Consider the following 23,047-nt stretch of genomic DNA (forward strand, 5'->3'; position numbering starts at 1 on the left):
TTGTATTTTTTACGGTGTTCGATTGTGTTCAAAACCTAAGCCTAACAATTCACAGAAGGAATTTGAACTTATATGAAAGATAGCAATTAAGTTTAAATTTTGTTTGGTTTTTTGTTTGGGTATTTGTTATCATCCCATATTTCATTTACTGCTAAAGTTCCGGCAACAACTGAAATAATAGCGGCAAAACTTGAAAAAGAAACGCCGCAAAATGGAACAATCAAGCAGAGTGAAAAAATAAAACCATTAGCAATAACAATTCCTTTGTTTTCTCTCATGAATTGAACGCTTTGTGCAATGCTCATTTTTTTGCGTTCAATTGCATAATCAAGAAATGAAAATCCGTAGAAATACGCCGAAATAAAAAACAAGAATATGGCGGCAATCCAACCTATTATCGGAATAAAACTTAAAATAAACATGAGTATTGTTAAAGCCAGTTCTATTAGCAAGTTTCGAACAGCAATAAAAATACCGCGTACAATGTCCTTTAAAAATTGTTTTATTTCAAACGGATAGTCATTTCCTGTTTTTATTTTTTCTGTTCGCTCTGATAAATAAGAGAATACAGGTGACATAATGATGAGGATGATGTAGCCACCAAAGTAGGCGAATATCAAAAAGAATAATAATTTGAATATCACCCAAATAAATCCGCCAAGAGTTGCTTTTAAGAAACCGGACCCCCAAAACTCAGCATTTTCCAAGTCCAACCAGCCTTCAAGGTAGGTTTGCAATTGCTGGGCCAAATCGCCAATAAAATCCCAGCCAACCCAAAATAAAATGATATTGAGAAGAATTGGGAATATAAAAAACCAAGCCAATTGTTTTCTGAAAATATATTGAATGGCTTCAGTGTAAGTTCGTAAGCCAAAGCTAAAATCTTTAATGAATTTCATCGATTCTTTCTTAAGTTAAGTGGCATAACAAAAATAACATTTATCTATAAAATGCGAAATATGAGGTTCAATGTTTGATTAGATAATGCTTTCTTATTGCAGATCATCCTCAGAAAGCTTTCGGGACTCATCGCTTTTAATTACCTTTGGGCATCTAAATAACCATTATAGACATTTAATTTTTTTGAAATGCAGAGTTTGACAGCAATTTCGCCTATTGACGGACGTTACCGTGATAAGGTAGACGTTTTAGGAGAGTATTTTTCGGAATATGCTTTGGTGCGATACAGAGTTTTGGTAGAAGTAGAATATTTTATTGCTTTATGTGAGGTTCCTCTTCCGCAATTAAAAGATTTCGATAAGGATTTATTTGCAGATTTGCGTAGTTTATATCTCGATTTTACAGTTGAAGATGCGCAAAAAGTTAAAGATATTGAAAGCGTAACAAATCATGATGTTAAAGCTGTTGAGTACTTTATTAAGGAAAAATTTGATGCTTTAAATCTTCATAAATACAAAGAGTTTATTCACTTCGGATTAACTTCTCAGGATATTAATAATACAGCAACACCGTATTCATTGCGCGATGCTGTGCATGATGTATATTATCCTCTTTTAGACGAATTGATTAATAAACTGGACAGTTTTTCTGATGATTGGAAAGAAATTTCAATGTTGGCCCGTACTCATGGTCAGCCGGCATCTCCAACTCGTTTGGGAAAAGAAATTCAGGTATACGTATATCGTTTAAAGAAGCAGTTGGATCTCTTGAAAAGTGTTCCATGTTCGGCTAAATTTGGTGGGGCTACCGGTAACTTTAATGCTCATCATGTAGCATATCCTAAAACCGACTGGAAAGAATTTGGGAACCATTTTGTAAATGATATTTTGAAATTGGAACGTGAGGAATTCACTACGCAGATTTCCAATTATGACAATATGGGAGCTATTTTCGATAATCTAAAACGAATTAATACCGTTTTGATTGATTTGAATCGTGATTTTTGGACTTATGTATCCATGAATTATTTCAAACAAAAAATTAAAGAGGGTGAAGTAGGATCATCGGCTATGCCTCATAAGGTTAACCCAATCGATTTTGAAAATTCGGAAGGAAATCTTGGATTGGCAAATGCCACTTTTGAGCATTTATCGGCAAAATTACCAATATCCAGATTGCAACGCGATTTAACAGATTCTACTGTTTTAAGAAACATCGGAGTTCCTTTTGCTCATACTATTATTGCCTTTAAATCTTTATTAAAAGGTTTGGATAAATTGATTATTTCGAAAGAAGCGTTTCAGGCCGATTTGGATGCGAACTGGGCGGTTGTTGCCGAGGCAGTTCAAACCATTCTTCGCCGCGAAGGATATCCAAATCCTTACGAAGCATTAAAAGCTTTAACCCGTACCAATAGTCACATCACAAAGGAAAGTATTGCTGAGTTTATCGATACTCTTGATGTTGACGACAGCTTAAAGGTTGAATTAAAGGCGATTAGTCCAGGTAATTATACTGGAATCTAAAATATTAAATCTTGTTAATACTTTGTAAATAGGCTGTAAGAGTTGTACTTTTACAGCCTTATTTTTTTACAGCTTATAGATAATTTTTACACACTAATTACTTGATGAAAAATTTTATTAAGGTTCTTAAACGATTCTTGCCTCCTTATCGATTGGATTTGGGAATGATGTTTTTTTATAACTTGCTATCTGCTTTGTTTGGTGCATTTTCATTTGGAGTAATGATTCCGGTACTGAATATCATATTTGGTATTTCAGGAGACCCTGTAACAGAAAAAGTTGCATGGGAGTTTACTACAGATGCCTTAACTAATAATTTCTACTATTATACTTATTTATTGACTCAGAATTATGGTGCCGATGCTTCCCTGATGTTTGTTGGGCTTGTTCTTTTGGTTATTGTTTTGTTTAAGGTTGCTTTTGCATTTTTAGGATCTTATCATAGTGTAAGCATTCGAAATGGCGTAGTGCGTGATATGCGTCAGATTATCTATAGTAAGATTGTGAATTTGCCATTGCCTTATTTTACAGATGAAAAGAAAGGTGATATTATGTCCCGTTCAACAGGTGATGTAGCTGAGGTTGAAAATTCTATTATGAGTTCAATAGACATGTTTTTTAAGAACCCGGTTATTATTATGGTCTACCTTGTAGGAATGATTATTATGAGCCCTCAACTTACTCTTTTTGTTTTTATATTACTACCTATAGCTGGGTTTATAATAGGCAGAGTTGGCCGGAATTTGAAGAAAAGTTCACGGTCGGGACAGGATAAAATGGGTGATATTCTTTCTACGATTGAAGAAACTTTATCCGGCCTTCGGATCATCAAAGCATTCAATGCTGAGGATAAAATGAACGATCGGTTTATGGTTGAGAGTAATGATTACCGAAAGATCATGAATAGCATGATGAGACGTTACGTTCTGGCTCATCCTTTAAGTGAACTTTTGGGAACGATGGTGATTGTAATTGTTTTATGGTACGGAGGACGATTAATTCTTAATGGTACAGGTAATTTGAATGCGTCTGCCTTTATTGCCTATTTGGCTATGTTTTATTCTGTGATTAACCCTGCAAAGCAATTTTCAAAGGCTGCTTATAGTATTCAAAAGGGATTGGCAGCAATGGATCGTATCGATCAATTATTGGATGCCAAATCGACAATTACAGAAAAGGAGAACGCAAAAAGTGTTGGCGTTTTTCAGGAATTAATTGAATACAGGGATGTATCTTTTTCCTACAATGGAGAACGTAATGTTTTGAAAGAGGTTAGTGTTACTATACCAAAAGGGAAAACAGTAGCATTGGTCGGTCAATCAGGGTCAGGTAAAACTACATTTGCGGATTTATTACCACGGTTTTACGATGTAAACAAAGGTGGTATTTTTGTGGATGGTACTGATATTCGGGATTATAAAATGAAGGATTTGAGAAACTTGATGGGAAATGTGAATCAGGAATCCATTTTGTTTAATGATACTATTTTCAATAATATTGCTTTTGGTGTAGAAAATGCCACACTGGAAGAAGTGGAAGCGGCAGCAAAAATTGCTAATGCTCATGATTTTATTACAGCAACTGAAGATGGTTATTATACTAATATTGGAGATCGTGGCGGTAAACTTTCCGGTGGTCAGCGGCAGAGATTGAGTATTGCCAGAGCAGTTCTTAAAAATCCTCCTATTATGATTTTGGATGAAGCTACTTCGGCTTTAGATACAGAATCAGAGCGATTGGTACAGGATGCTTTGGATAAATTAATGCAAAATCGCACTTCAATTGTAATCGCTCACCGCTTGTCGACAGTTAAAAATGCCGATTTGATTTGTGTTTTTCATGAGGGAGAAATTGTAGAGCGGGGCAAACATGAAGAGCTTATTGAAAAAAATGGCACTTATAAAAAATTGTATGACATGCAATTACTATAAGATTCAATATAGCAGGTAGTTATTGGTCTTTGAACTTCGAGATAGAAACTTAAGTATGAGAATTTGTATAGGGCAAACAAATCCGATAAAAGGTGACATTGAAAAAAATATTGATCAGCACAAAAGATTTTTAGAAATTGCTGTCCATGAAAATGCTGATATAATGATTTTTCCAGAATTGTCGTTGACAGGTTATGAACCGAAATTAGCAAAGATCTTAGCCACGACACAAGACGACACAAGACTTGATGTATTTCAGGAAATTTCTGACTTGAATAAAATAGTGATTGGAGTTGGATTACCAACTAAAGAAAATGATGATACTTTCATAAGTATGGTGATTTTTCAATCAAATAAAGAACGGTTTACTTATTCAAAGCAATATTTATATCCAACTGAAATAGATGTTTTTACTTCAGGACAGAAGCAAATTTATTTGAATTTTGAAGGTGGAAATGTTGTAGCACCTGCAATTTGTTATGAATTATCAATTCCTGAACACTCAGAAACTGCGCATAAAAATCATGCGAACATTTATATTGCAAGCGTATTGAACTCTATTAATGGTATTAAAGACGATATTAAAAAGCTGTCTGAAATTGCAAAAGAGTTTAAAATGACTGTGTTTATGGCTAATTATATTGGACAATCAGGTGGATATGAATGTGCTGGAAAAACTTCGATATGGAATGAAGAAGGAAAATTAGTTGGACAATTAAATGATAAAAACGAGGGACTTTTAATTTTCGATACAGAAACGAAAGAAGTGATCGAAAAAGGCATAAAATAAATCATAATTTGATATATCTATCAAATAGATATGGAGTTGCTGTAACTTTTGTCTGAAAAATTGGTTACCACTCTAATACTGAATGATGAGTCAATTAATTGGCTCATCATTTTTTTTGTCACTTTTTTTTATTACTTGCGTAGAAAATAAATGATAGTGTACACTTAGTTTTTTTTTAAATTTAAAGTTATGTCGAAAACTATTAGATCAGTTCAGCCCCAAAAAGAGAAGAAAAAAAGATTTCATTCGGAAAAATCAAAAAGAGTGATTCCAAACTATAAATTGCGAGATGGAATTGTAGAGATGGATGCAAATGAAAAGTATTACTTAAAGGATAACTTATAAAAAGTAAAAGCGATCAGAAATGGTCGCTTTTTTTTATAAAATAAAAAAACCTTCCTAAATAATTAGGAAGGTTCCTGCACGGGTGGAGAGACTCGAACTCCCGACACCTGGTTTTGGAGACCAGTGCTCTACCAACTGAGCTACACCCGTCTGTAATTAGCCTTTCCAAAAATGTTTTTCCGAAAAGTCTGCGACAAAAGTAGGATATTTTTTTTGATGTGCAAGTCCTTTTTTAGTCTTGATTTATTTTTTGACATGTTAAATTTGCCTCTTGTTTTGCAGGGGTTTCAGAATGAGATGATTGCTAATGAGGGAGTGATTTTATTCATCGAAAAATAATTTAATAATATTCGTGAAAATGTAGTAAATTAACGGGAGAAGTAGAAAATACCAAAAATAATGAGCTATGATAAAATCGAAAAAGGAATATTCCAATGGAGTGGTTACGGTAGTGTACGAATCAGATTTATGTATTCATTCCGGTGTTTGTTCTAAAGGGTTGCCAGATGTTTTTCAGCCGGGAACAAGACCTTGGGTTAAAGCAAAAGGAGCTGGTACTGAAGAGATCATTAGGCAGGTGCAAAAATGCCCGTCAAGAGCACTTTCCTTTTATATGAATAGTCCCGATCCGGAAGATGGTGAAAAAGGTCCGATTAAAGCAATTGAAGCCGGGCACAAAGTGGAAGTATTTAAAGATGGTCCGATTATGATGGAAGGACCTATAACTCTTGTTGGTTCAGATGGACAGAGAAAAGTAATGGCGAATGCTTGCTATTTTTGTCGTTGCGGTGCATCCAAAAGCAAGCCATTTTGCGATGGTTCACACAAAGAGATCGGATTTAAAGAATAAAAAAGAAAGAGGGTATCCGAAAAGTAAAGTTTCACTTAGGAATGTTTGTTGAGTGAGGTCGAAATATTTGTTAATTAAGCATTAAGATTCTTCGACAAACTTAGAATGAAGATAGAATTGAATTTTTCGGACACCCTCTTAAATTTGTTGTTAAATTTTAACCGTGATGGAACTGCGGGTTATGGAATAAACTGCAAAATAGCCAACAGCACCATTTGTGATATTACTTCGTATGTTGGCAGGCGGACCGGAAAACAAAGGTATTTGTTCCATATCCATAAATTGAAGTTCATTTACAAAGTCAAAATAATCTTCTGTCATGGCATATGTTTCTAAAGTAATCAGATCATTAGCATGAATTATCTCGTCGGGTTTTTCCTGATCAAAGAAACCAACTTCCACTCCTTTTGAATTTTCTCCATTAAAAAAAGTATCCTCAGCTATAACAACTTCGGTTATGGTATCGTGAACTAAAACATTATTAATTTGGCAGGCAAAACCGTAATAATCTTCACTCTCGATATTATCTTTCAGATATAAGGATAGAAGCCAATATTCCTTTTTGTCGCCTTCTTCATCAATGTGCTTCTCATCGTAATTCATTTCTATTGAATCTATTTTGTGGGGAAATGGCATAAATGATCGAGCTTCATAATTTTCCGTTTCTCCATCGTGATCGATATCAATATTTGAGACAGACAGGAAGTATGTTTTTCCTGAAATACCGGAAAATTCATTACTACTTTCATAAAAGCCAGGACTGGTTTCTTCATACATAAAGTCGGATGTTCCATCGCTGACTTTTATAGTTGCATTTGTGACAGGTATTGCTTTTTGGTTATAGAATACATCACTTGATTCACTTAGCTTTACAAAATGCTTTTTAAAATCATTTGTTACTTTGGCTTCAACTGATAAGCGGGTATAGGTACTGTCTAACTCCACATCCATTTTCTCTGTGCAGGAGCTTAAAATTAAAATAGATGAGATGAAATATATGAGTTGTTTCATGCTTTTAAAATTTGAAATTATAGGTTACCGATGGGACAAAAGTGAACAGATAAGTTTTTTCAGCATAAATCTTTTTAGGATCATTTTCATCCTGAATAAAGTTTACAATCCATGGATTTTTTCTTCCGTAGGCATTGTATAAGGAAAAGTTCCATTCACCTTCCCATTTTCTATTTGTTTTTTTCTTATTCTTAACCGTTAAAGCTAAATCCATGCGATGATAATCCGGCAAACGGTAGGAATTTCTATCTGAATATATTTTTATAAATGCACCTTGATATTCCGCTCTGCCTGTTGGAAAAGTGATGGGTTTTCCGGTAGAATATGCAAAATTGGCTGAAATACTCGTTCTTGGCGTTAATTGATAACTAACAGAGGCCTTAAAATCATGTGGCACATCATATGGCGAACGATACGATCTGCCTTCATTAATTCCAGTAACAGTACGTTTTGTACGTGCATAAGTATATCCAAACCAGCCTTGTAAGCGATTCAGGTTAAGTTGAGTCATGAATTCAAAACCATAAGCCTCAGTTGAGCCGAATCGTAATTCGCCTTCCAATTCTTTATTGAGAAGTAAGTTGGCAAAATCTTTAAAATCAACACTGTTCTTCATTTTCTTATAATAGAGTTCTACTGATGATTCAATCGTATTATCTCTAAAATTTCGGAAGTATCCAATGGCATATTGATCTGACTTTTGAGGCTTGACATTAGGCGAGGAGGGGAACCAAACATCTAAAGGCATTCCTCCTGAAGAATTTTGTGCAAGTTGCATATATTGTACGGTTCTCGAGTAACTCATTTTAACCGATGAAACGTCATTTAGTGAATATAGGAGTCCGGCCCTTGGTTCCCAGTTCGAATAAGTATTGAAGATTTTTCCCGGTTTATAAACTGTAGAATCGACAACTTGATAGTTATCATCAAAATCGTAAATGGTACCACTTCCTACATTATTGAACATTGAAAATCGCAATCCGTATTTTAGAGTTAATAGACTGCCTATTTTTTGTTCGTTGGAAATATATAAGGCTTCCTCGAATGCATTTGAATCGTTTACCTTATATTCCGAAATAAATGATTCTTCGCCAACACCATGGGCATAACCTGGTTCAAATTTGTGATAGGTGAATATTCCTCCAAATTTGATTGTATTATTTGGATTTAAGAAGAAATTAAAATCTTGTTTAACTGATAAATCTTCAAGTTTAGATTTCCATTCAAAGGCATTAGCCCCTCCGCTATCAGACAGGTCATAATTGTATTTACTCCAAAGTAGTGTTGTGTTGGAAAAAAGTTTGTTGGAGTAAAGGTGGTTCCATCTGAGGGTTAAAGTTTGATTTCCAAAAGAGAGCTGGTTTTCATTGCTTTTGAATTTGTCTTTACCAAAGTATGTTGAAATAAATAAGCGGTTTTTATCATCGAATTTATGGTTTACTTTCGCATTTAAATCGTAAAAATACACAATGTTGTCATTTACATCTTCATTAGAAGAAAGACGAAGAAATAAATCCAAATAACTTCTTCGTCCACTAAGAATAAATGAAGTTTTTTCATTTTCACCAATTGGGCCTTCCAAAGTTAAGCGAGACGAAATTGTTCCAATTCCACCATTTCCTGAGAATTTTTTCGAATTTCCATTTTTCATTCTGATGTCTAAAAAGGAGGATAGTCTGCCTCCAATTCCAGCAGGGATATCTCCTTTATATAGCTTTAAATCGCTGATAGCATCGTTATTAAAAATGGAGAAAAATCCTAAAAGGTGAGAGGCATTGTAAACAGGGGCTTCATCCAAAAGAATTAGATTCTGATCAGGATTTCCCCCTCTAACACTAAATCCGGTTGTTCCTTCGGCGGCAGGTTTTACACCGGGAAGCATTTGAATGGCTTTTATTAAATCAACTTCTCCCATCAGTGCAGGAAGTTTTTTTACTGTTGAAACAGGAAGTTTTACAACACTCATTTCATTGCGATTGATGTTTTTGGCGGCACCTTCTCCTGTTACCACAACTTCGCTAATTTGCTGACTTTCACTTTCCAATTCAACTGAAAGAACTTTGTTTTCTTCAATTTCGATAATAGATTCTTCTGTTTTATTACCTAAAAACGAATAACTAATCGTGTATTTCCCGGAAGGGATACTCAGCGAATAAAACCCGTACATATTGCTAACTGTTCCATTTGCTAATTCCTTAATGCAGCATGCGGCTCCAATTATGTCTTCACCCGTTTTTTTATCACGAATATATCCACTAATGGTTACTGTTTTTTTTTGTATGATTTTAAATGATATCTGCTTCTCAATTATTCTGTATTTAAGTTGCAATTGAAGAGATATTTTGTCAAGCAGAAGATCCAGTGCATATTCCTTTTTACCCAAATGAATAGTTTTCTGACTGAGCTCACTGTCTGTTGGATACGTGTAATTGTATCCGGATTGAGTTTTTATCAGGTTCATTAATTCATTAAATGTATAGGAATTCTTTTCTGTTTTTATAATATTATTGATCCTATCTTGTGACAATAGATTTGTACTCCCCAGCAACATTATTATGCAGCTAAGGGTAAGAATGATGTGCTTCATTTATTAATTTACTTTAGTAGGATTATATTTTCTTTTTGTTCGGGTTTGAGATTAAGTGTAAAGCAAAGAGATTTTATTATGCTTTCCAGATTTTGATCCTCAAATACCGCAGAAAGCGAAAGTTGAGATTTTGATATATTTTGGATCTGAATTGTGGTGTTAAAGAGTTCGCATAAATCTTTGCAAACTACTTCTAGTTTCTCGTTGTTATACTTTAATAGTTTTACCGTAAAATCAATTTTATTGGATTCAGAACCTCTTTTTAGAACCACTTTTTGATTGTTTACAAATTGCGCACAATCACCTTTCAGTAATCTGGTTTTATTTTTTGGATTTCCTTTTTCCATAAACTCCACAATTCCAGTTCGAACTTTTATCGTTGTTCTGTCAATATCTTCTTTTATTCTAAAAGACGTACCAACAACCATTGTTCGGGTTTGCCCAGATAAAATAACAAAAGGTTTTTCTTTGTTTTTGGCAACATTAAAAAAAGCTTCTCCTTTTAAGGTAACCAGTCTTTCACTCTTTGAAAAATGATCTGGATATTCAATTCTGGAACCTTCTGCAAGAACAATGGATGTACCATCAGGAAGTACCAGGGTTTTCTCAGTTTGCTCCATGTTCGAAACAATTATATTTGAATTTTCAGGAGAAATAAAAAGATATCCGAACAAACTAGTTGAAATGAGAGTGGCTATAAGGGCTGCATACCGAAGTGTTCTTTTTAGATGTTGTGATTTTCTTTTTGATTTTTTTGCTAATAAATTTTGAAATCCTGTTTCTGAATCGAATTCGATTTTTTTAGATCTGGATTCTTTTGCATCCCAATATATCTTTAGCTCATTAAAATACTTCTGATTATCAGGATCTTTATCCAGCCATATTTCTAGCTTTTGCTTTGTTTTCTCGTCACATTTTTCATTTAAATAGTCGGTTAATACTTCGGTGTTTACCTTCATGGCGCATGATATTATTGGCATTCGAAACAAAAAAATTGCAATTTTAGTTGTTTGAGTTTCTACAAAAAGTAAGGTGTTTTGTTTGAACTCTATTGGTAAGACAATGACTAAGCATTTTACCCCTAGTTGAAAAGTGATTTTTTTTATTTTTTTTCTAAAAAGAAAAAATAAATTAGGAAATCGGATTTACTTAATTGAGTTCTTAATTTTTTAATTGCAGAATTCATATGGTTTTCAATGGTTTTTTTTGAGATATTCAATTCATTTGAAATTTCATCATATGATAATTGAAAATTTCTACGCAGTAAGAAAACTTCTTTGCATTTGGGAGGGAGTGAATTGACTGCTTTTTCAATTTTTATATTCAAAGCTGTCAGGTCTTTTTCGCGGTTTAATTCATTAGGGGAGTCAATAGGATCTTCAATTTCTTCAATTGGGATAATGGATTGCTTATAACTTTTTTTCATATGGTCCAAGCAGGAGTTTTTAACGGCCCGATATAAATAAGAGGATATAGAAGAGGTAATATCAGGTGATTTATCCCATATTTTCAAGAAAACATCCTGCACTAGATCTTCACATAAATCATGGTCAGGAAGGAAGGAGTAGGCAAAATTGCACAATGGAGAATAAAATTCTTTGAATGTTTTTTCAAAATCAATATTTGTTTTGTTTTTAGAAAGCACAAGCATAATATCTCCGTTTTTAAAAATCAAAAGTAGAAAAATAATCTCGTATTAATGGTTTTATTGTTTCGTTAATAATTATTTGGAGATGGAATGAAAGTAAGGAAGGGAAAAAAGAAAACCCTCTGCATTAGCAGAGGGATGATATTTTATTTATTGGCTTTTACCTCTTTATATTTTAATATTTGAGTTCGTAAGGCTTCTGCAACCAAATCGGCGGCTTCTTCAAAGCTTGAGCTTTTCTTTTTTGCAAAAAGCTCACTTCCAGGAACTTTAATTTTCACCTCAACAACTTTATTCTCTTTTGTACTTGATTTGTCAACATTTAGTATAACATCATATCCTGTAATTGTACTTTCCAACTTCTCAAGTTTTTTAAATTTTTGGTTGATAAAAGCTTCTAATTTGCTATCTGCCTTAAAACCTACGGATTGCATTTTCATGTTCATCACAATTCCTCCTATATTTTAATGTGCGTCTTATTGCACAAGTTAATATTCTGTTAAATATGAACCGGTTCCTGTTGTTCGCGCGACAATGGCTTTTTAAGCCACAAATGATTAATCTTTCTAGATTGAAAATACGTAAAAAAACTAAGGAAAAGAAATGCAAAAGTTGAATTTAAATGTCTTTAACAATTTATATTTCACAATAGCTTAATTATAAGGTGTATAATTTTTATTGAAAATTAAACTTTTGAAAATCTATTGTTATAATTTGCCTAAGGATGTTTGTTTTTACAGAAAAAGACGAAAAACAAGATCGTTTTCCGTCTTTTTGAAACCAACTAATCTAACTAACCTATAAGTGTAAAATTAACTTGCTGGATTTCCTGTGAATTACTTCCAACATAAATGTGATATTCTCCCAATTCGATTAGGAATTCTCCTTCTGGGGAATAATATCCTAAGTCTTCAGGTTTTAATGTGAATGATACCTGCGTGTTTTCGCCTGGTTCTAGACTGATTTTTTTGAATTTTTTTAATTCTTTAACCGGACGAGCATAGGTTGCTTTAGGATCCTGAATGTATAGCTGAACAACTTCTTCACCTTCATATTTTCCTGTATTGGCAAGTGAGATTTTAATCTCAATGGATTCATTCCTTTTTATCTCATCGGAATTGATTGTTGCTTCCCCATAGGCAAATGAGGTGTAGCTTAGGCCATAACCGAATGGATACAATGGTGTATTTGGGGAGTCGGTATAGTGTGACCAAAATACATTATTTGTTGAAGTGGGTCTGCCTGTATTCATGTGATTGTAATAAATCGGACATTGGCCAACATTTCTTGGAAAAGACATGGTTAATTTACCTGAAGGATTGTAATCTCCAAAAAGAACATCTGCAATTGCATTTCCAGCTTCGGAGCCACCAAACCACGTTTCCAGAATAGCATCTGCATTTTCAGCTATTTCGGGAATGGCAAGAGGCCGGCCATTCATTAATACGACTACAACTTTCCTGTTTACTTTTTTAACAGCATTAAATAAGTCCAGTTGCTGTCCTTTTAAACGAATGTCTGTTTGACTTCTGCCTTCGCCGGATTGCCAGCAATCTTCGCCAAGAGCCATAATTACGACTTCTGAATTCTGTGCCGCTTTTATTGCATCCTGAAATCCTGATTTGTCATTTTGTTCATAAGAGAGCTCCTGAAGAAAACTTCTATCTCCAATCGTCAGATTACAGCCTTTACTGTAGTTTATTTTCGTTTTTGCAGACACGGCTGATTGAATTCCTTCCAGTAGGGATACTGCCGAGTTTTTAATAGCTTTTGCTCTCCAACTTCCCAGAGGGATATCCTTACTGTCGGCCAACGGGCCAATAAGGGCAATCGACTTTATTTGTTTAGATAAAGGAAGTAACTGAGCCTTATTTTTAAGAAGTACCATTGAGTGACGGGCTACGTTTCGGGAAGCAGCCCTATTTTCTTTGCTGTAGATTTCTTTTTTTTCACGTTCAATATTAGAGTATTGATATGGATCATTGAACAAGCCTAGTTTGTACTTAATTTTTAAAATGCGTTTAACTGCATCATCAATCAACTTTTCATCTACTTTGCCTTCATCTATAAGTTCGTTAAGATATTTGCTGTAGGCATTGGACTCCATGTCCATATCCGAACCTGCTTTAATTGCAAGCAGGCCAGCCTCTTTTAGATTTTCGGCAGCTCCGTGATTTGATATTTCTTCAATGCTTCCCCAGTCGGAAACAACAAATCCTTTAAAATTCCATTTGTTTTTTAGTAAGTTGCGTTGCAGATATGGGTTTGCTGTAGAGGGCGTTCCATTTATAATATTGAATGAATTCATAAAAGTAGAAACACCAGCTTCAGCTACTGCTTTAAAGGGTGGTAAAACAATATTGTGAAGTGTATAGGATCCAATATCAACAGTATTGTAATCTCTTCCTGACTCGGAGAATCCATAACCGGCAAAGTGTTTTGCACAGGCAGCAATGGTATTGTTTGCCGATAAATCAGTTCCTTGAAATCCTTTAATACGAGCTACAGATAAAACACTTGCTAAATAAGGATCTTCTCCGCAACCTTCCATTACTCTTCCCCAACGTGCATCTCTACCCACATCCATCATGGGGGCAAAAGTCCATTGTAAACCGGCAGCAGAAGCTTCTTTCGCAGCAACTTGTGCTGATAGTTTAACGATTTCAGGATCCCAGGAAGAGGCTTCAGCTAAAGGAATTGGGAACATGGTTTGATAACCGTGAATTACATCGTATCCAAAAATCATAGGAATGCCTAAGCGGCTGTTTTCAACGGCTAATTTTTGGGCATTAAGAGTAGCATCTGCTCCTGTAACATTTAGCATGGCACCAACTTTACCGTTCTTTATTTGTTCCAGTTGATCCTGAGAGTTATTATTTTTTGGAGCAGGTCCTGTCATTTCCCATCGGCTTGTGTGTTGGTTTAATTGTCCTATTTTCTCAGAAAGAGTCATTTTACCAAGAAGGTCAGACACAAATTCATCTTCTTTAGATTGGGGGTTTTTCTCTTGATTACAGGATAAAAGCACAAGTAATGAGATGATGACCAGATTTACTTTTTTAATCATTATTGTAGTATTTTATATGGAATTTTATTTGATTAAAATATAATGGTTTGTATGGCTCTTGCCGGAATTTCAATTGATGTTGCAATATTGGTTCCAATATATAATTTGTAACTCATAGTTTTTTCAGTGCTGTTCATCACAATTGTTGCCATTTTACCATCTTCGTTTATAAATGACGTGCTTTGAAGAAAGCTGGAACTTGTAACAGTACTTACCCTTTTTGCTCCCGGGAGGATATATTTTGAGAAATGTCCCAAGTAGTAATACGATGGGGTGTAAATTAAGCTGTCTGTTCTAGTATCTGCATGAATAGGGGAGAAACATAAATTTCCAACATGATTTGGACCTCCGGTTTCATCCAATAGAATGTTCCAGTCAGTCCAACCAACGGTTCCCCGATTAAAGTCATTAATTATTGAACGACCATATCGTTCTGCATTTGGCCAATACTGATATTTTGCAGCATCAAAAGCTTCGTTACAACCTTCGGTAAAAAGTAGTTTTTTATCTGGATAGGCTTCTTGTATTTTCTGTACGTTGTCGAACATAGGTTCGCCGCCTCTCCAGGTTTCATACCAATGAAAACCGGTTCCCCAGGCATACTTGGCTGCTTCAGGATCATCGAAAATGGTATTTGCCCTGTGTGTGATTAAATCTCTGTTGTGATCCCAAACTACAATATTTTTATCACCAAGTCCTTCTTGTTCTAATATTGGACCTAAATGGTTTTTTAGGAAATCTCTTTCTTCTTCTGCAGTGTAAATGCAAGATTCCCAGCGTTGAACCGCCATGGGTTCGTTTTGGATTGTTATTCCCCAAACAGGAATGCCTTCCTTTTCGTATGCATTAATGAATTTGGCGTAGTATCTGGCCCAGATATCGTAATATTCAGGAAGCAATTTACCTCCCTGAAGCATGTTGTTATTGTCTTTCATGAATGCTGGCGGGCTCCATGGACTTGCATAAAATAGAATGGAACCTCCGGCTTTTGCAATTGCTTGTTTAATCATTGGCAAACGATATTGTCTGTCGTGATCAATTGAGAAGGTTTCTAAATTTTTGTCTCCTTCTTCGATATATGTGAAGCTGCCGCTACTAAAATCGCAGCTGTGAATAGACGTACGAATTAAGGAATAAGCATTTCCTTTTTTGCCATAGTAGGCTGTAATCAGTTCTTTTTGTTTTTCTTCTGAAAGTTTTGCAAATACTTCGGCAGATGCATCGGTAATGGCTCCACCTATTCCGATAAATGTTTGAAATGTATTGTTTGGATTAACAAAAACAGAATTTTCAGTTTCCTGAGCTTGTTTGGTTTTAATAAATTCTACTTGTCCTGTTTTAGTTAATCTAAGATCTGTATCCTTGGCAGTAGTAATTACAGTTGCCGTTTTTCCTTCAGCAATAAACCCTTTAGTAAAATTGGTTTTCTCGTTCTTGTTTGGTTGCGAGCATGCTGTTAAGGCAATTGCTATAATGGGGATAAATCTTTTCATTGTCTTTTTTTCTATGTTCTAATGAACTAGTAAAAGACTACCCTAAAAATAAGGGTAGTCTTCTCTATGATTCAAATTTGATATAATAATATATTAATATCCAGGGTTTTGATCTGTGTCGTCAATCGAATTATTTGCGATTATTTCACTTTGAGGTATAGGAAACAACTCGTGTTTGTTCGCTGTATATCCTAAACTACCCAATTCTTGAACTGCAAGATCCCAACGAACTAAATCCCAATATCTACTGCCTTCAAAAGCCAATTCCAATTGTCTTTCTTTAACAATTGCCTGAAAAATATCATCAGAAGCAGTAATGTCTGTTAAACCAGCACGATATCTAACTTTGTTTAATTCGATAAGAGCCTGAGGATCATTGGTTGAGAAATGATAGGCTTCGGCCGCCATAAGTAACACATCAGCATATCGCATTAAACGCCAGTTGATTGTGTAATTCAGCTCAGGAACACCATCAGTGCTGGTTTCAGAAGGTCTTGTAACATACTTTAAACGCATGTATCCTTCGTAGTCGTGTGCACTTGGGTTTTTGATAACACCACCGGTTGCTTGAAAATCAGCTGCTGATAATACGGTTGCATTTCCTCGTTCAGTATCTCCGGCATCAACAAATGCCTGACCAATTTTTGCTGACGGAGAGTTGAAACCCCAGCCATTAACAATATCAAGAGTAGAATTTGAAAAATCGAATACCGCATCTCTTGGACCTTGTAACTGGGCTTCGATGTTATTTTCGTTGCCCCCTCCCCAAGGGAAGTTGCCCCAATCGTAAGATTCTTGAGCAGTGTAGGATACTTCAAACAATGACTCCTGTCCGAATTCAGTTTCTTTTGTCCACACATCGGCAAAATCTGGTTCTAAATCGTATTCCAAACTGCTAATTACCAAAGCAAGTTGAGTTGCTGCATCACCATATTTCTTTTGGTAAAGAAGAGCTTTTCCATAGTAGGCTTGTGCAGTTCCTTTTGAAAAGCGATAACGATCTGCGGGGCTGTATTCACTCTTTAATGGAAGATCTGGAATTGCTTCGGTAAAATCTTTTTCTATTTGAGTATAAATATCAGCAACGGATGCTCTTGGTAAATGATAATCAACCTCGCTTACAGGATTTACCGTCATAAGAGGAACGCCACCAAACATGGTTACCAATTCGAAGTAGCAATAAGCTCTTAATGCTTTTGCTTCTGCAATCATCTCTTTTTTACCATCAGTATCTGGTTCTACCTGATTAATAATGGTATTGGTTGAACTAATGGTTTTGTAAAAGTTAGACCAGATTAATTTAATTTTATCATTATCTGTTTGAATGGCAAAGTCATCAATATTTTGGTAACCCGATTGGTCACCTTCCGAGGAACCTGCTAGACAGTCGTCTGCGGGTAGATTTTTTACAAAATAGACGCTTGCCCAACTACCGTTGGAGAAGTTGTTTTGTATTGCGTTGTATACTCCAACAATTGCCAGTTTAACTTCACTATCGGTATTTAAGAAATTGTCACTGGTTACACGACCTGTTGGATCTATCTCGAGAAATTTATCTTCGTTGCAGGAAGAACTGGAAATTGCAATGGCGATTCCCAAAATATATTTGAATATTTTTAAATATTTCATATTTGTATGATTTATGTTACCCCGATAAAATGAACGGAATTAGACTTTTAGCCCAGACTGTTCGTTTTATTTAATCTCGGTACATTTTAAAACTAAATATTGATTAAAAATTAACAGATAAACCAAAAATCACTTTTCCAGAGATTGGATAGATTCCCCGGTCAACACCTTGTCTTGTAACTTCTGAACTACCAGCTTCAGGATCTAAACCTTCATAATCTGTGAAAGTGAAGAAATCATCCAAAGAAACAAACACACGGGCACGATCGATACCAGCTTTCTGAGTTGTCGATTTTGGAAGTGTATAACCCAATTGAATTTGTTTGATACGCATGTATGAACCATCAGATACCATTAAGTCACTACGATAAACATAGTCGCTTGTATTGTCAGCAGCCGGTCTGCTGGCATTGGTGTGAGTAGGAGTCCATCTGTTATCATACATGAACTTTGGTTTGTTAGAGAAAGGTCTGTCGGAACGGAACCAACCCATAAATACATCATTTCCTTCAGATCCTTGTATGAAAAGGTTAAAGTCAAATCCTTTGTACTGAGCATTAAAAGTAGCACCATACAAAAAGTCTGCATGTGGATCGCCAATGTAAGTCTGATCGGCAGCAGAAATTTCACCATCCTTGTTTACATCAACTACAATAGGGGCTCCGGTAGTTTTATCGATACCATTGGTTTTGTATCCTTTGAAATACCAGATTGGGTACCCTTTTTCAAACCAGGTTAAATCATGACCTCTAAGATTATCCCCGACTATTGGAGATCCTGCTTGTTTGGTCACTTCGTTATCTTGTGTTGATAGATTTAAATTAACGCTGTACTTAAATTCATTATCGTTATTTCGATATCCTAATTCGAAATCAAATCCTTTATTGGTAACAGTTCCTGCATTTGCAAAAGGAAATTCGTTCCCGACAGATAATGGTCCTTGCTTAACAAAAATCAAATCTTTTGTTTTCTTGTTGTAGTAGTCCATTGTAAAGGAAAGTTTTCCATTCAAAGATCTCAAATCCAAACCAAGATCAAGTTGTTCTGTGGTCTCCCACTTTAAATTCGGGTTGGTTAATTTGTCGATTTCTGCACCGGGTTGGTAAACGTCATCAGTACCAGGGTATTGTATTCCTGAGAATACCCAGAATTCACGATCTTCATTTCCTGGAAGATTTGATCGACTACCGTTTTGTCCCCAACTGCCTCTTAATTTCAAGTAATCAATACCTTTGATGTCAAAGAAATCTTCTTCAGATACAATCCATCCTACTGACGCTGCAGAGAAAACAGCAGATTTATCAGTCGTAGGAAATGCATCAGCCGCATCACGGCGAAGTGATAATTCCATCATATATCTGTTGAGATAATTGTAAGATAAACGACCGAAATATGACGTCATTGTATGGTTTACGTATCCACCACCTGTTCTGTCAAATTCATTAGATGTTGTATGCTCCTGATAGGCATACTGGTCACCTTCAGCAATTAGTGGTCCGGAGTGCATTGTATAATTGGGCTCTTGATTCTCTTCAGCAGAATAACCGGCTAAAAGAGTAAAGTCGTGATCACCTACTTTTTTATTATAGGTTGCGAAGTTCTCCCACAACCAGGTGTACCACTTGTTAATTTCATCATCAACCGAAGTTGCTGAGTTTTGGCTTTCACTGGAGAAATAATAAGTTGGTGCCCATGAGTGTTGTGTTTGATAAGTTAAATCGATTCCAACGCGAGTTGTGAAGGATAAACCTTTAATTGGTTTAACTGTTGCATAGGCCATTCCCAGAACTTTATCCTGAGTAATGGTGTTGTGATAAGTTTGCAACATTGCAAGAGGGTTGGCTGTCTCGCCTGTTACATATTGAGCCAGTCCATAATAACGTCCTTTATTGTTTTTTAGAATGGTATTGCCACCATCTAATAAAGCCTGAACGTTAGCAGGTGTTCCATCGTAGGTGATCGGAGTAAGAGGATCAATCAAAAGCGCATTGTTTACAACACTTCTGTACTCGTCGTCTTCTCCAATATATTTCTGTTTTGAGTGCGAAAAACTAAAGTTGTTTCCAACTTCCAGCCATTCTTTAAGATTACTTTTGGCATTTACCCGAGCGGTAATACGTTCATATTTTGCTTTGTCATCACCTACAATACCGTTTTGTGAGAAGTAAGAACCAGACATCATGTAGGTTGACTTTTCGGTTCCTCCGGTGTAGCTTAGGTGGTGTTTTTGCATTGGTGCAACTTCGAAAACTTCATCCAGCCAGTCTGTATCAGTTCCGTTAAGAGTAACAGCTCCAGCACCTGATTCCTGCATCCATTGTTGATACTCGCTGGCATTCATCAATTCCAAATCACTTCTTGAACTTTGAAGACCGTATTGAAAATCATAAGAGATTTTAGCTTCTCCTATTTTTCCGGATTTGGTTGTAATGATGATAACACCATTAGCACCTTCGGTACCATAGATGGCTGCAGAGGCAGCATCTTTCAAAACATCAAATGATTCAATATCACCTGGGTCAATGTTATTGATGTCTCCGGTTTTCATACCATCTACAATAAACAAAGGATTTGAATTACCGTTTGAGTTAACACCACGAATACGAATGTTTGTTCCTGCACCCGGAGAACCTGAATTTGATAATACAGATACACCAGCTGTACGTCCTTGAATAGCCTGATCGGCTCTTGATGCCGGAGTATTCTGAAGCTCTTCGCCCTTCACACTGGAAATAGATCCTGTATTCAGAGCTTTCTTTTGAACACCATAGCCAATAACTACAACTTCGTCTACACTTAGTGCATCTTCAGTCATAACAACATTAATTGTTGTTTGATCACCAACTAAAATTTCTTGAGTTGTGTATCCAATGAAACTGAATACGATAACGTTTTCGGAATTTGCAGCAATAGAATAATTACCGTCTATATCGGAAACTGTTCCTATTGTTGTAGCCTTTAAGGAAATATTAACACCAGGTATTCCAAAACCGTAGGAGTCAGTTACTTTACCGGTAATTTCCTTGTCAGGACTTTGACCAAATGTGATGGCTACATTGCAAAGTACCATCAGTAGTATCATTGATGACCTCAAAAGCCATCTGCTGTTGTTTTGCTTCCCAGTTTTAAGGCAATGTGTAGAAGCATTAAAATTTTCAGATTTTTTCATAAAATTAAATTGATTCATTAGCGTATTATGGTTACTATTTATTTCCCAAATGGAGAGGACCAACACATCCTATATGGGGTTTGATACAAACAATTTTTAATCTTTGTTTTTTTTCATATGTGTTTGTTTTAGATTTTAAAGTTTATGTATGATTATTGAAAATCAGATATATATCGTTTTCGATATTCATAAAGAGTAAATAAAATTATTGTCTTTTGCGAACAGTTGTTTTATTATTGTTTATCAGTCAATTAGAGTTCTTCTAATTCCTATTTTTTTTATAAATTTGCGCCGATTCATTGGCGTATTAGTAAAATGAATTCTTTGTCGGAAGGAGAGGACCAACTAATCTTTCCGGCATTTTTTTATTCTTCATTAGTACCTTTTTCATAAGCATCGATTCCTGAGGTTAAATAAACAAGAGGGGCATTCCAGTTAATGGCAATTTCATTTGTTGAATAACTACATTGCTCATCAGCATAGGATTTAGCAGGATATGAGGATCTAATCACATCAGAACCACAATCGTTGGGAACAACTAAATTTGGACCACCAACCAAAAAACCAGGTACAGGTTCCTGAACAGAATCGGCAGCAGATGGTCTATGATGAATATTCATTGGATTCAAAGAACCAAACCCTGTCACAAAGCAATAAGCAGTTGCATTTCGGCCAAGCAAATAGTCTAAACTCTCTCTTGCTGAGTTCAGGTATTTGGAATTCTTTGTTATTTGGTATGCAAGTAATTTCATCATTCCTTGATTGGCAAATTCTGAATTACTTCCCCATTCGTATTTCTCAATAGCGATTCTATATGGTGAATTGTTTTCAATCTCAATTAGTTGATCGATGTTCTTTAAAAAAACATTTTGCAATTCGGAGTATTCACCTTTCATATCAGAAGTTAGTAATGAAATTACGCCTAAGGTATTTACATCCCGCCATCCTGGAGTTGTAATATTAATATCATCGTTTTTGTGATGTTGATTATACTCATTGTTGGATGTTGCCAGATATAATTCGGCAGATGCCCAATACCACTCATCACTTAAATTAATATCGTCGTAGGCTCCTGTATTAATATCTGATGCTTGTTCATATAATAGATTGGGGTTTTTAATCGCCCAATTCCATGCTTTTTCTGATTGAATTAAACAAGAATCAGCCAAACCAGGTAAGCTTGAATTAAAATTGGAGAATAGACGGGAAGCATAAGCCATTGTTGCAGCAAAATCGAGAGTTGCTGCCGTACTTTTTTGGACCAAATATCTCTTGTTTATGGCATCGTTTGGCATTACAAAACCTTCGAAGTTTTTGGTGGTTAGTTTGTGATAAACTCCACCATCAAAAGAATCCTGCATTGTCATCATCCATCTCAGATTGTACAATGCTTCGTCCAAAATATCAGGAATTTCGTTATTTGATTCCGGAATGTTCAAGTTTACTTCATTGAAGTATTCCAGAAAGGAATTGTAAGCAAATAGTAAAGTGTAGGTTGATATGCTGCTGTTAACGATGTATTTGTTGTAATCTCCGGCATCGTACCATCCTTTAGGGGATGAAACAATGCTGTTTTCAGGATGATTTTTATCTGCAGCAGAAGAGTGATAATAAACAATTGTATCGGGATGACCTTCAGGGCGAGCCCAAATTCTTCCAAACAAACTGTCAATTTTCATTCCCGAGCGATTCATATAGAAAGACTTAAGCGAAGCTTTTGAAAGCTCTGCATAAGGTCTTTCTGTTATGATGATTTTGTTTGAGATGATGCTGTCATTTACTACAATATAATACTCTCCCTTATCCGTTAACTCTGAAAAATCGATGGATTGAACCGTATCGCCGGAAAATGAACAATATTGTTTCGAACCAGTGGCTTTTTCAAGTATGGTTTTACCATTGCTGTTTTTAATTTGAAACAGATCGGCACTTGTTCTGAGCATTGCTTTTTTAGGAGCATTGTTCTCATATCCAACTTGATTGGTAAGTATGAGCTGCTCGTTTGCCGGAACAGGCTCATCCAATTTTTGGGTACAAGCGGATGCTGTAAATAATACAGAAAGCAGGTATGCGTACATTTTATAGTTCTTGATCTTCATCT

16 protein-coding genes and 1 tRNA gene are annotated in these 23,047 nt (G+C 35.5%); 5 read left to right on the forward strand and 12 right to left on the reverse strand.

Translation table 11 applies throughout. From position 1 onward, the window contains the following. Window positions 1-92: 92 nt before the first annotated feature. Window positions 93-899, reverse strand: coding sequence for an EI24 domain-containing protein (locus tag ACKU4N_RS05545; protein WP_321321382.1), 807 nt, complete (start codon window positions 897-899; stop codon window positions 93-95). Window positions 900-1,088: 189 nt separating this feature from the next. Between ACKU4N_RS05545 and purB the strand changes: the two genes are divergently transcribed. The 4 genes from purB (at window position 1,089) to ACKU4N_RS05565 (ending at window position 5,492) form a co-directional block, all read left to right on the forward strand. Next, window positions 1,089-2,426: an adenylosuccinate lyase gene (purB, locus tag ACKU4N_RS05550; RefSeq protein WP_321321383.1), complete on the forward strand. Its 1,338-nt coding sequence runs from the start codon at window positions 1,089-1,091 to the stop codon at window positions 2,424-2,426. 104 nt (window positions 2,427-2,530) lie between these two features. After that, window positions 2,531-4,357 (forward strand): ABC transporter ATP-binding protein, encoded by a 1,827-nt coding sequence (locus tag ACKU4N_RS05555; protein WP_321321388.1) that lies wholly within the window; start codon window positions 2,531-2,533, stop codon window positions 4,355-4,357. A gap of 55 nt (window positions 4,358-4,412) precedes the next feature. Then, window positions 4,413-5,147, forward strand: a complete 735-nt coding sequence (locus tag ACKU4N_RS05560) for a carbon-nitrogen hydrolase family protein (RefSeq protein WP_321321391.1) — start codon at window positions 4,413-4,415, stop codon at window positions 5,145-5,147. A 189-nt stretch (window positions 5,148-5,336) separates the two neighbouring features. Then, window positions 5,337-5,492 carry a hypothetical protein gene (locus ACKU4N_RS05565; protein ID WP_321321393.1) on the forward strand — a complete coding sequence of 52 codons (156 nt, stop codon included), beginning with the start codon at window positions 5,337-5,339 and terminating at the stop codon, window positions 5,490-5,492. 77 nt (window positions 5,493-5,569) lie between these two features. Here ACKU4N_RS05565 and ACKU4N_RS05570 read toward each other — a convergent pair. Next, a tRNA-Trp gene (locus ACKU4N_RS05570) sits at window positions 5,570-5,642 on the reverse strand. A gap of 256 nt (window positions 5,643-5,898) precedes the next feature. Between ACKU4N_RS05570 and ACKU4N_RS05575 the strand changes: the two genes are divergently transcribed. Beyond that, window positions 5,899-6,342 (forward strand): (4Fe-4S)-binding protein, encoded by a 444-nt coding sequence (locus ACKU4N_RS05575; protein WP_321321396.1) that lies wholly within the window; start codon window positions 5,899-5,901, stop codon window positions 6,340-6,342. Window positions 6,343-6,492: 150 nt separating this feature from the next. Here ACKU4N_RS05575 and ACKU4N_RS05580 read toward each other — a convergent pair whose 3' ends face one another. The 10 genes from ACKU4N_RS05580 to ACKU4N_RS05625 all read right to left on the reverse strand — a co-directional run bounded on the left by ACKU4N_RS05580 (window position 6,493) and on the right by ACKU4N_RS05625 (window position 23,045). Continuing rightward, window positions 6,493-7,353 (reverse strand): DUF4249 domain-containing protein, encoded by an 861-nt coding sequence (locus ACKU4N_RS05580; RefSeq protein WP_321321398.1) that lies wholly within the window; start codon window positions 7,351-7,353, stop codon window positions 6,493-6,495. A gap of 4 nt (window positions 7,354-7,357) precedes the next feature. Continuing rightward, on the reverse strand, window positions 7,358-9,940 hold the full coding sequence (locus ACKU4N_RS05585; RefSeq protein WP_321321400.1) for a TonB-dependent receptor: 2,583 nt from the start codon (window positions 9,938-9,940) through the stop codon (window positions 7,358-7,360). An 8-nt stretch (window positions 9,941-9,948) separates the two neighbouring features. Beyond that, entirely contained in the window at window positions 9,949-10,899 is a 951-nt protein-coding gene (locus ACKU4N_RS05590; protein ID WP_321321402.1) for a FecR family protein, read from the reverse strand. Between the two features lie 143 nt (window positions 10,900-11,042). After that, on the reverse strand, window positions 11,043-11,615 hold the full coding sequence (locus tag ACKU4N_RS05595) for an RNA polymerase sigma-70 factor (protein ID WP_321321405.1): 573 nt from the start codon (window positions 11,613-11,615) through the stop codon (window positions 11,043-11,045). Between the two features lie 119 nt (window positions 11,616-11,734). Continuing rightward, window positions 11,735-12,034 (reverse strand): ribosome hibernation-promoting factor, HPF/YfiA family, encoded by a 300-nt coding sequence (hpf, locus tag ACKU4N_RS05600; protein WP_321321406.1) that lies wholly within the window; start codon window positions 12,032-12,034, stop codon window positions 11,735-11,737. 347 nt (window positions 12,035-12,381) lie between these two features. Beyond that, the gene (gene bglX, locus ACKU4N_RS05605; protein ID WP_321321408.1) at window positions 12,382-14,655 is read right to left on the reverse strand and encodes a beta-glucosidase BglX; all 2,274 of its coding nucleotides are present in this window, start codon (window positions 14,653-14,655) and stop codon (window positions 12,382-12,384) included. A 32-nt stretch (window positions 14,656-14,687) separates the two neighbouring features. Then, a complete protein-coding gene (locus ACKU4N_RS05610) occupies window positions 14,688-16,148 on the reverse strand; it encodes a glycoside hydrolase family 30 protein (protein WP_321321409.1) in 1,461 nt (486 codons plus the stop codon). 93 nt (window positions 16,149-16,241) lie between these two features. Then, entirely contained in the window at window positions 16,242-17,777 is a 1,536-nt protein-coding gene (locus tag ACKU4N_RS05615; protein WP_321321411.1) for a RagB/SusD family nutrient uptake outer membrane protein, read from the reverse strand. A 103-nt stretch (window positions 17,778-17,880) separates the two neighbouring features. Continuing rightward, window positions 17,881-20,946, reverse strand: a complete 3,066-nt coding sequence (locus ACKU4N_RS05620; protein WP_321321414.1) for a SusC/RagA family TonB-linked outer membrane protein — start codon at window positions 20,944-20,946, stop codon at window positions 17,881-17,883. A 365-nt stretch (window positions 20,947-21,311) separates the two neighbouring features. Beyond that, complete coding sequence (locus ACKU4N_RS05625) at window positions 21,312-23,045, reverse strand: glycoside hydrolase family 9 protein (RefSeq protein WP_321321416.1); 1,734 nt, start codon at window positions 23,043-23,045, stop codon at window positions 21,312-21,314. Window positions 23,046-23,047 lie beyond the last annotated feature (2 nt).

It is taken from the genome of Labilibaculum sp., from assembly GCF_963664555.1.
Classification (GTDB): Bacteria; Bacteroidota; Bacteroidia; order Bacteroidales; family Marinifilaceae; genus Labilibaculum.

What these genes read in the sequence shown, in the direction of transcription:
- ACKU4N_RS05545 (WP_321321382.1), bottom strand. Translation starts at nt 899, where the DNA reads ATGAAATTCATTAAAGATTTTAGCTTTGGCTTACGAACTTACACTGAA.
- purB (WP_321321383.1), top strand. Translation starts at nt 1,089, where the DNA reads ATGCAGAGTTTGACAGCAATTTCGCCTATTGACGGACGTTACCGTGAT.
- ACKU4N_RS05555 (WP_321321388.1), top strand. Translation starts at nt 2,531, where the DNA reads ATGAAAAATTTTATTAAGGTTCTTAAACGATTCTTGCCTCCTTATCGA.
- ACKU4N_RS05560 (WP_321321391.1), top strand. Translation starts at nt 4,413, where the DNA reads ATGAGAATTTGTATAGGGCAAACAAATCCGATAAAAGGTGACATTGAA.
- ACKU4N_RS05565 (WP_321321393.1), top strand. Translation starts at nt 5,337, where the DNA reads ATGTCGAAAACTATTAGATCAGTTCAGCCCCAAAAAGAGAAGAAAAAA.
- ACKU4N_RS05575 (WP_321321396.1), top strand. Translation starts at nt 5,899, where the DNA reads ATGATAAAATCGAAAAAGGAATATTCCAATGGAGTGGTTACGGTAGTG.
- ACKU4N_RS05580 (WP_321321398.1), bottom strand. Translation starts at nt 7,353, where the DNA reads ATGAAACAACTCATATATTTCATCTCATCTATTTTAATTTTAAGCTCC.
- ACKU4N_RS05585 (WP_321321400.1), bottom strand. Translation starts at nt 9,940, where the DNA reads ATGAAGCACATCATTCTTACCCTTAGCTGCATAATAATGTTGCTGGGG.
- ACKU4N_RS05590 (WP_321321402.1), bottom strand. Translation starts at nt 10,899, where the DNA reads ATGAAGGTAAACACCGAAGTATTAACCGACTATTTAAATGAAAAATGT.
- hpf (WP_321321406.1), bottom strand. Translation starts at nt 12,034, where the DNA reads ATGAACATGAAAATGCAATCCGTAGGTTTTAAGGCAGATAGCAAATTA.
- bglX (WP_321321408.1), bottom strand. Translation starts at nt 14,655, where the DNA reads ATGATTAAAAAAGTAAATCTGGTCATCATCTCATTACTTGTGCTTTTA.
- ACKU4N_RS05610 (WP_321321409.1), bottom strand. Translation starts at nt 16,148, where the DNA reads ATGAAAAGATTTATCCCCATTATAGCAATTGCCTTAACAGCATGCTCG.
- ACKU4N_RS05615 (WP_321321411.1), bottom strand. Translation starts at nt 17,777, where the DNA reads ATGAAATATTTAAAAATATTCAAATATATTTTGGGAATCGCCATTGCA.
- ACKU4N_RS05620 (WP_321321414.1), bottom strand. Translation starts at nt 20,946, where the DNA reads ATGAAAAAATCTGAAAATTTTAATGCTTCTACACATTGCCTTAAAACT.
- ACKU4N_RS05625 (WP_321321416.1), bottom strand. Translation starts at nt 23,045, where the DNA reads ATGAAGATCAAGAACTATAAAATGTACGCATACCTGCTTTCTGTATTA.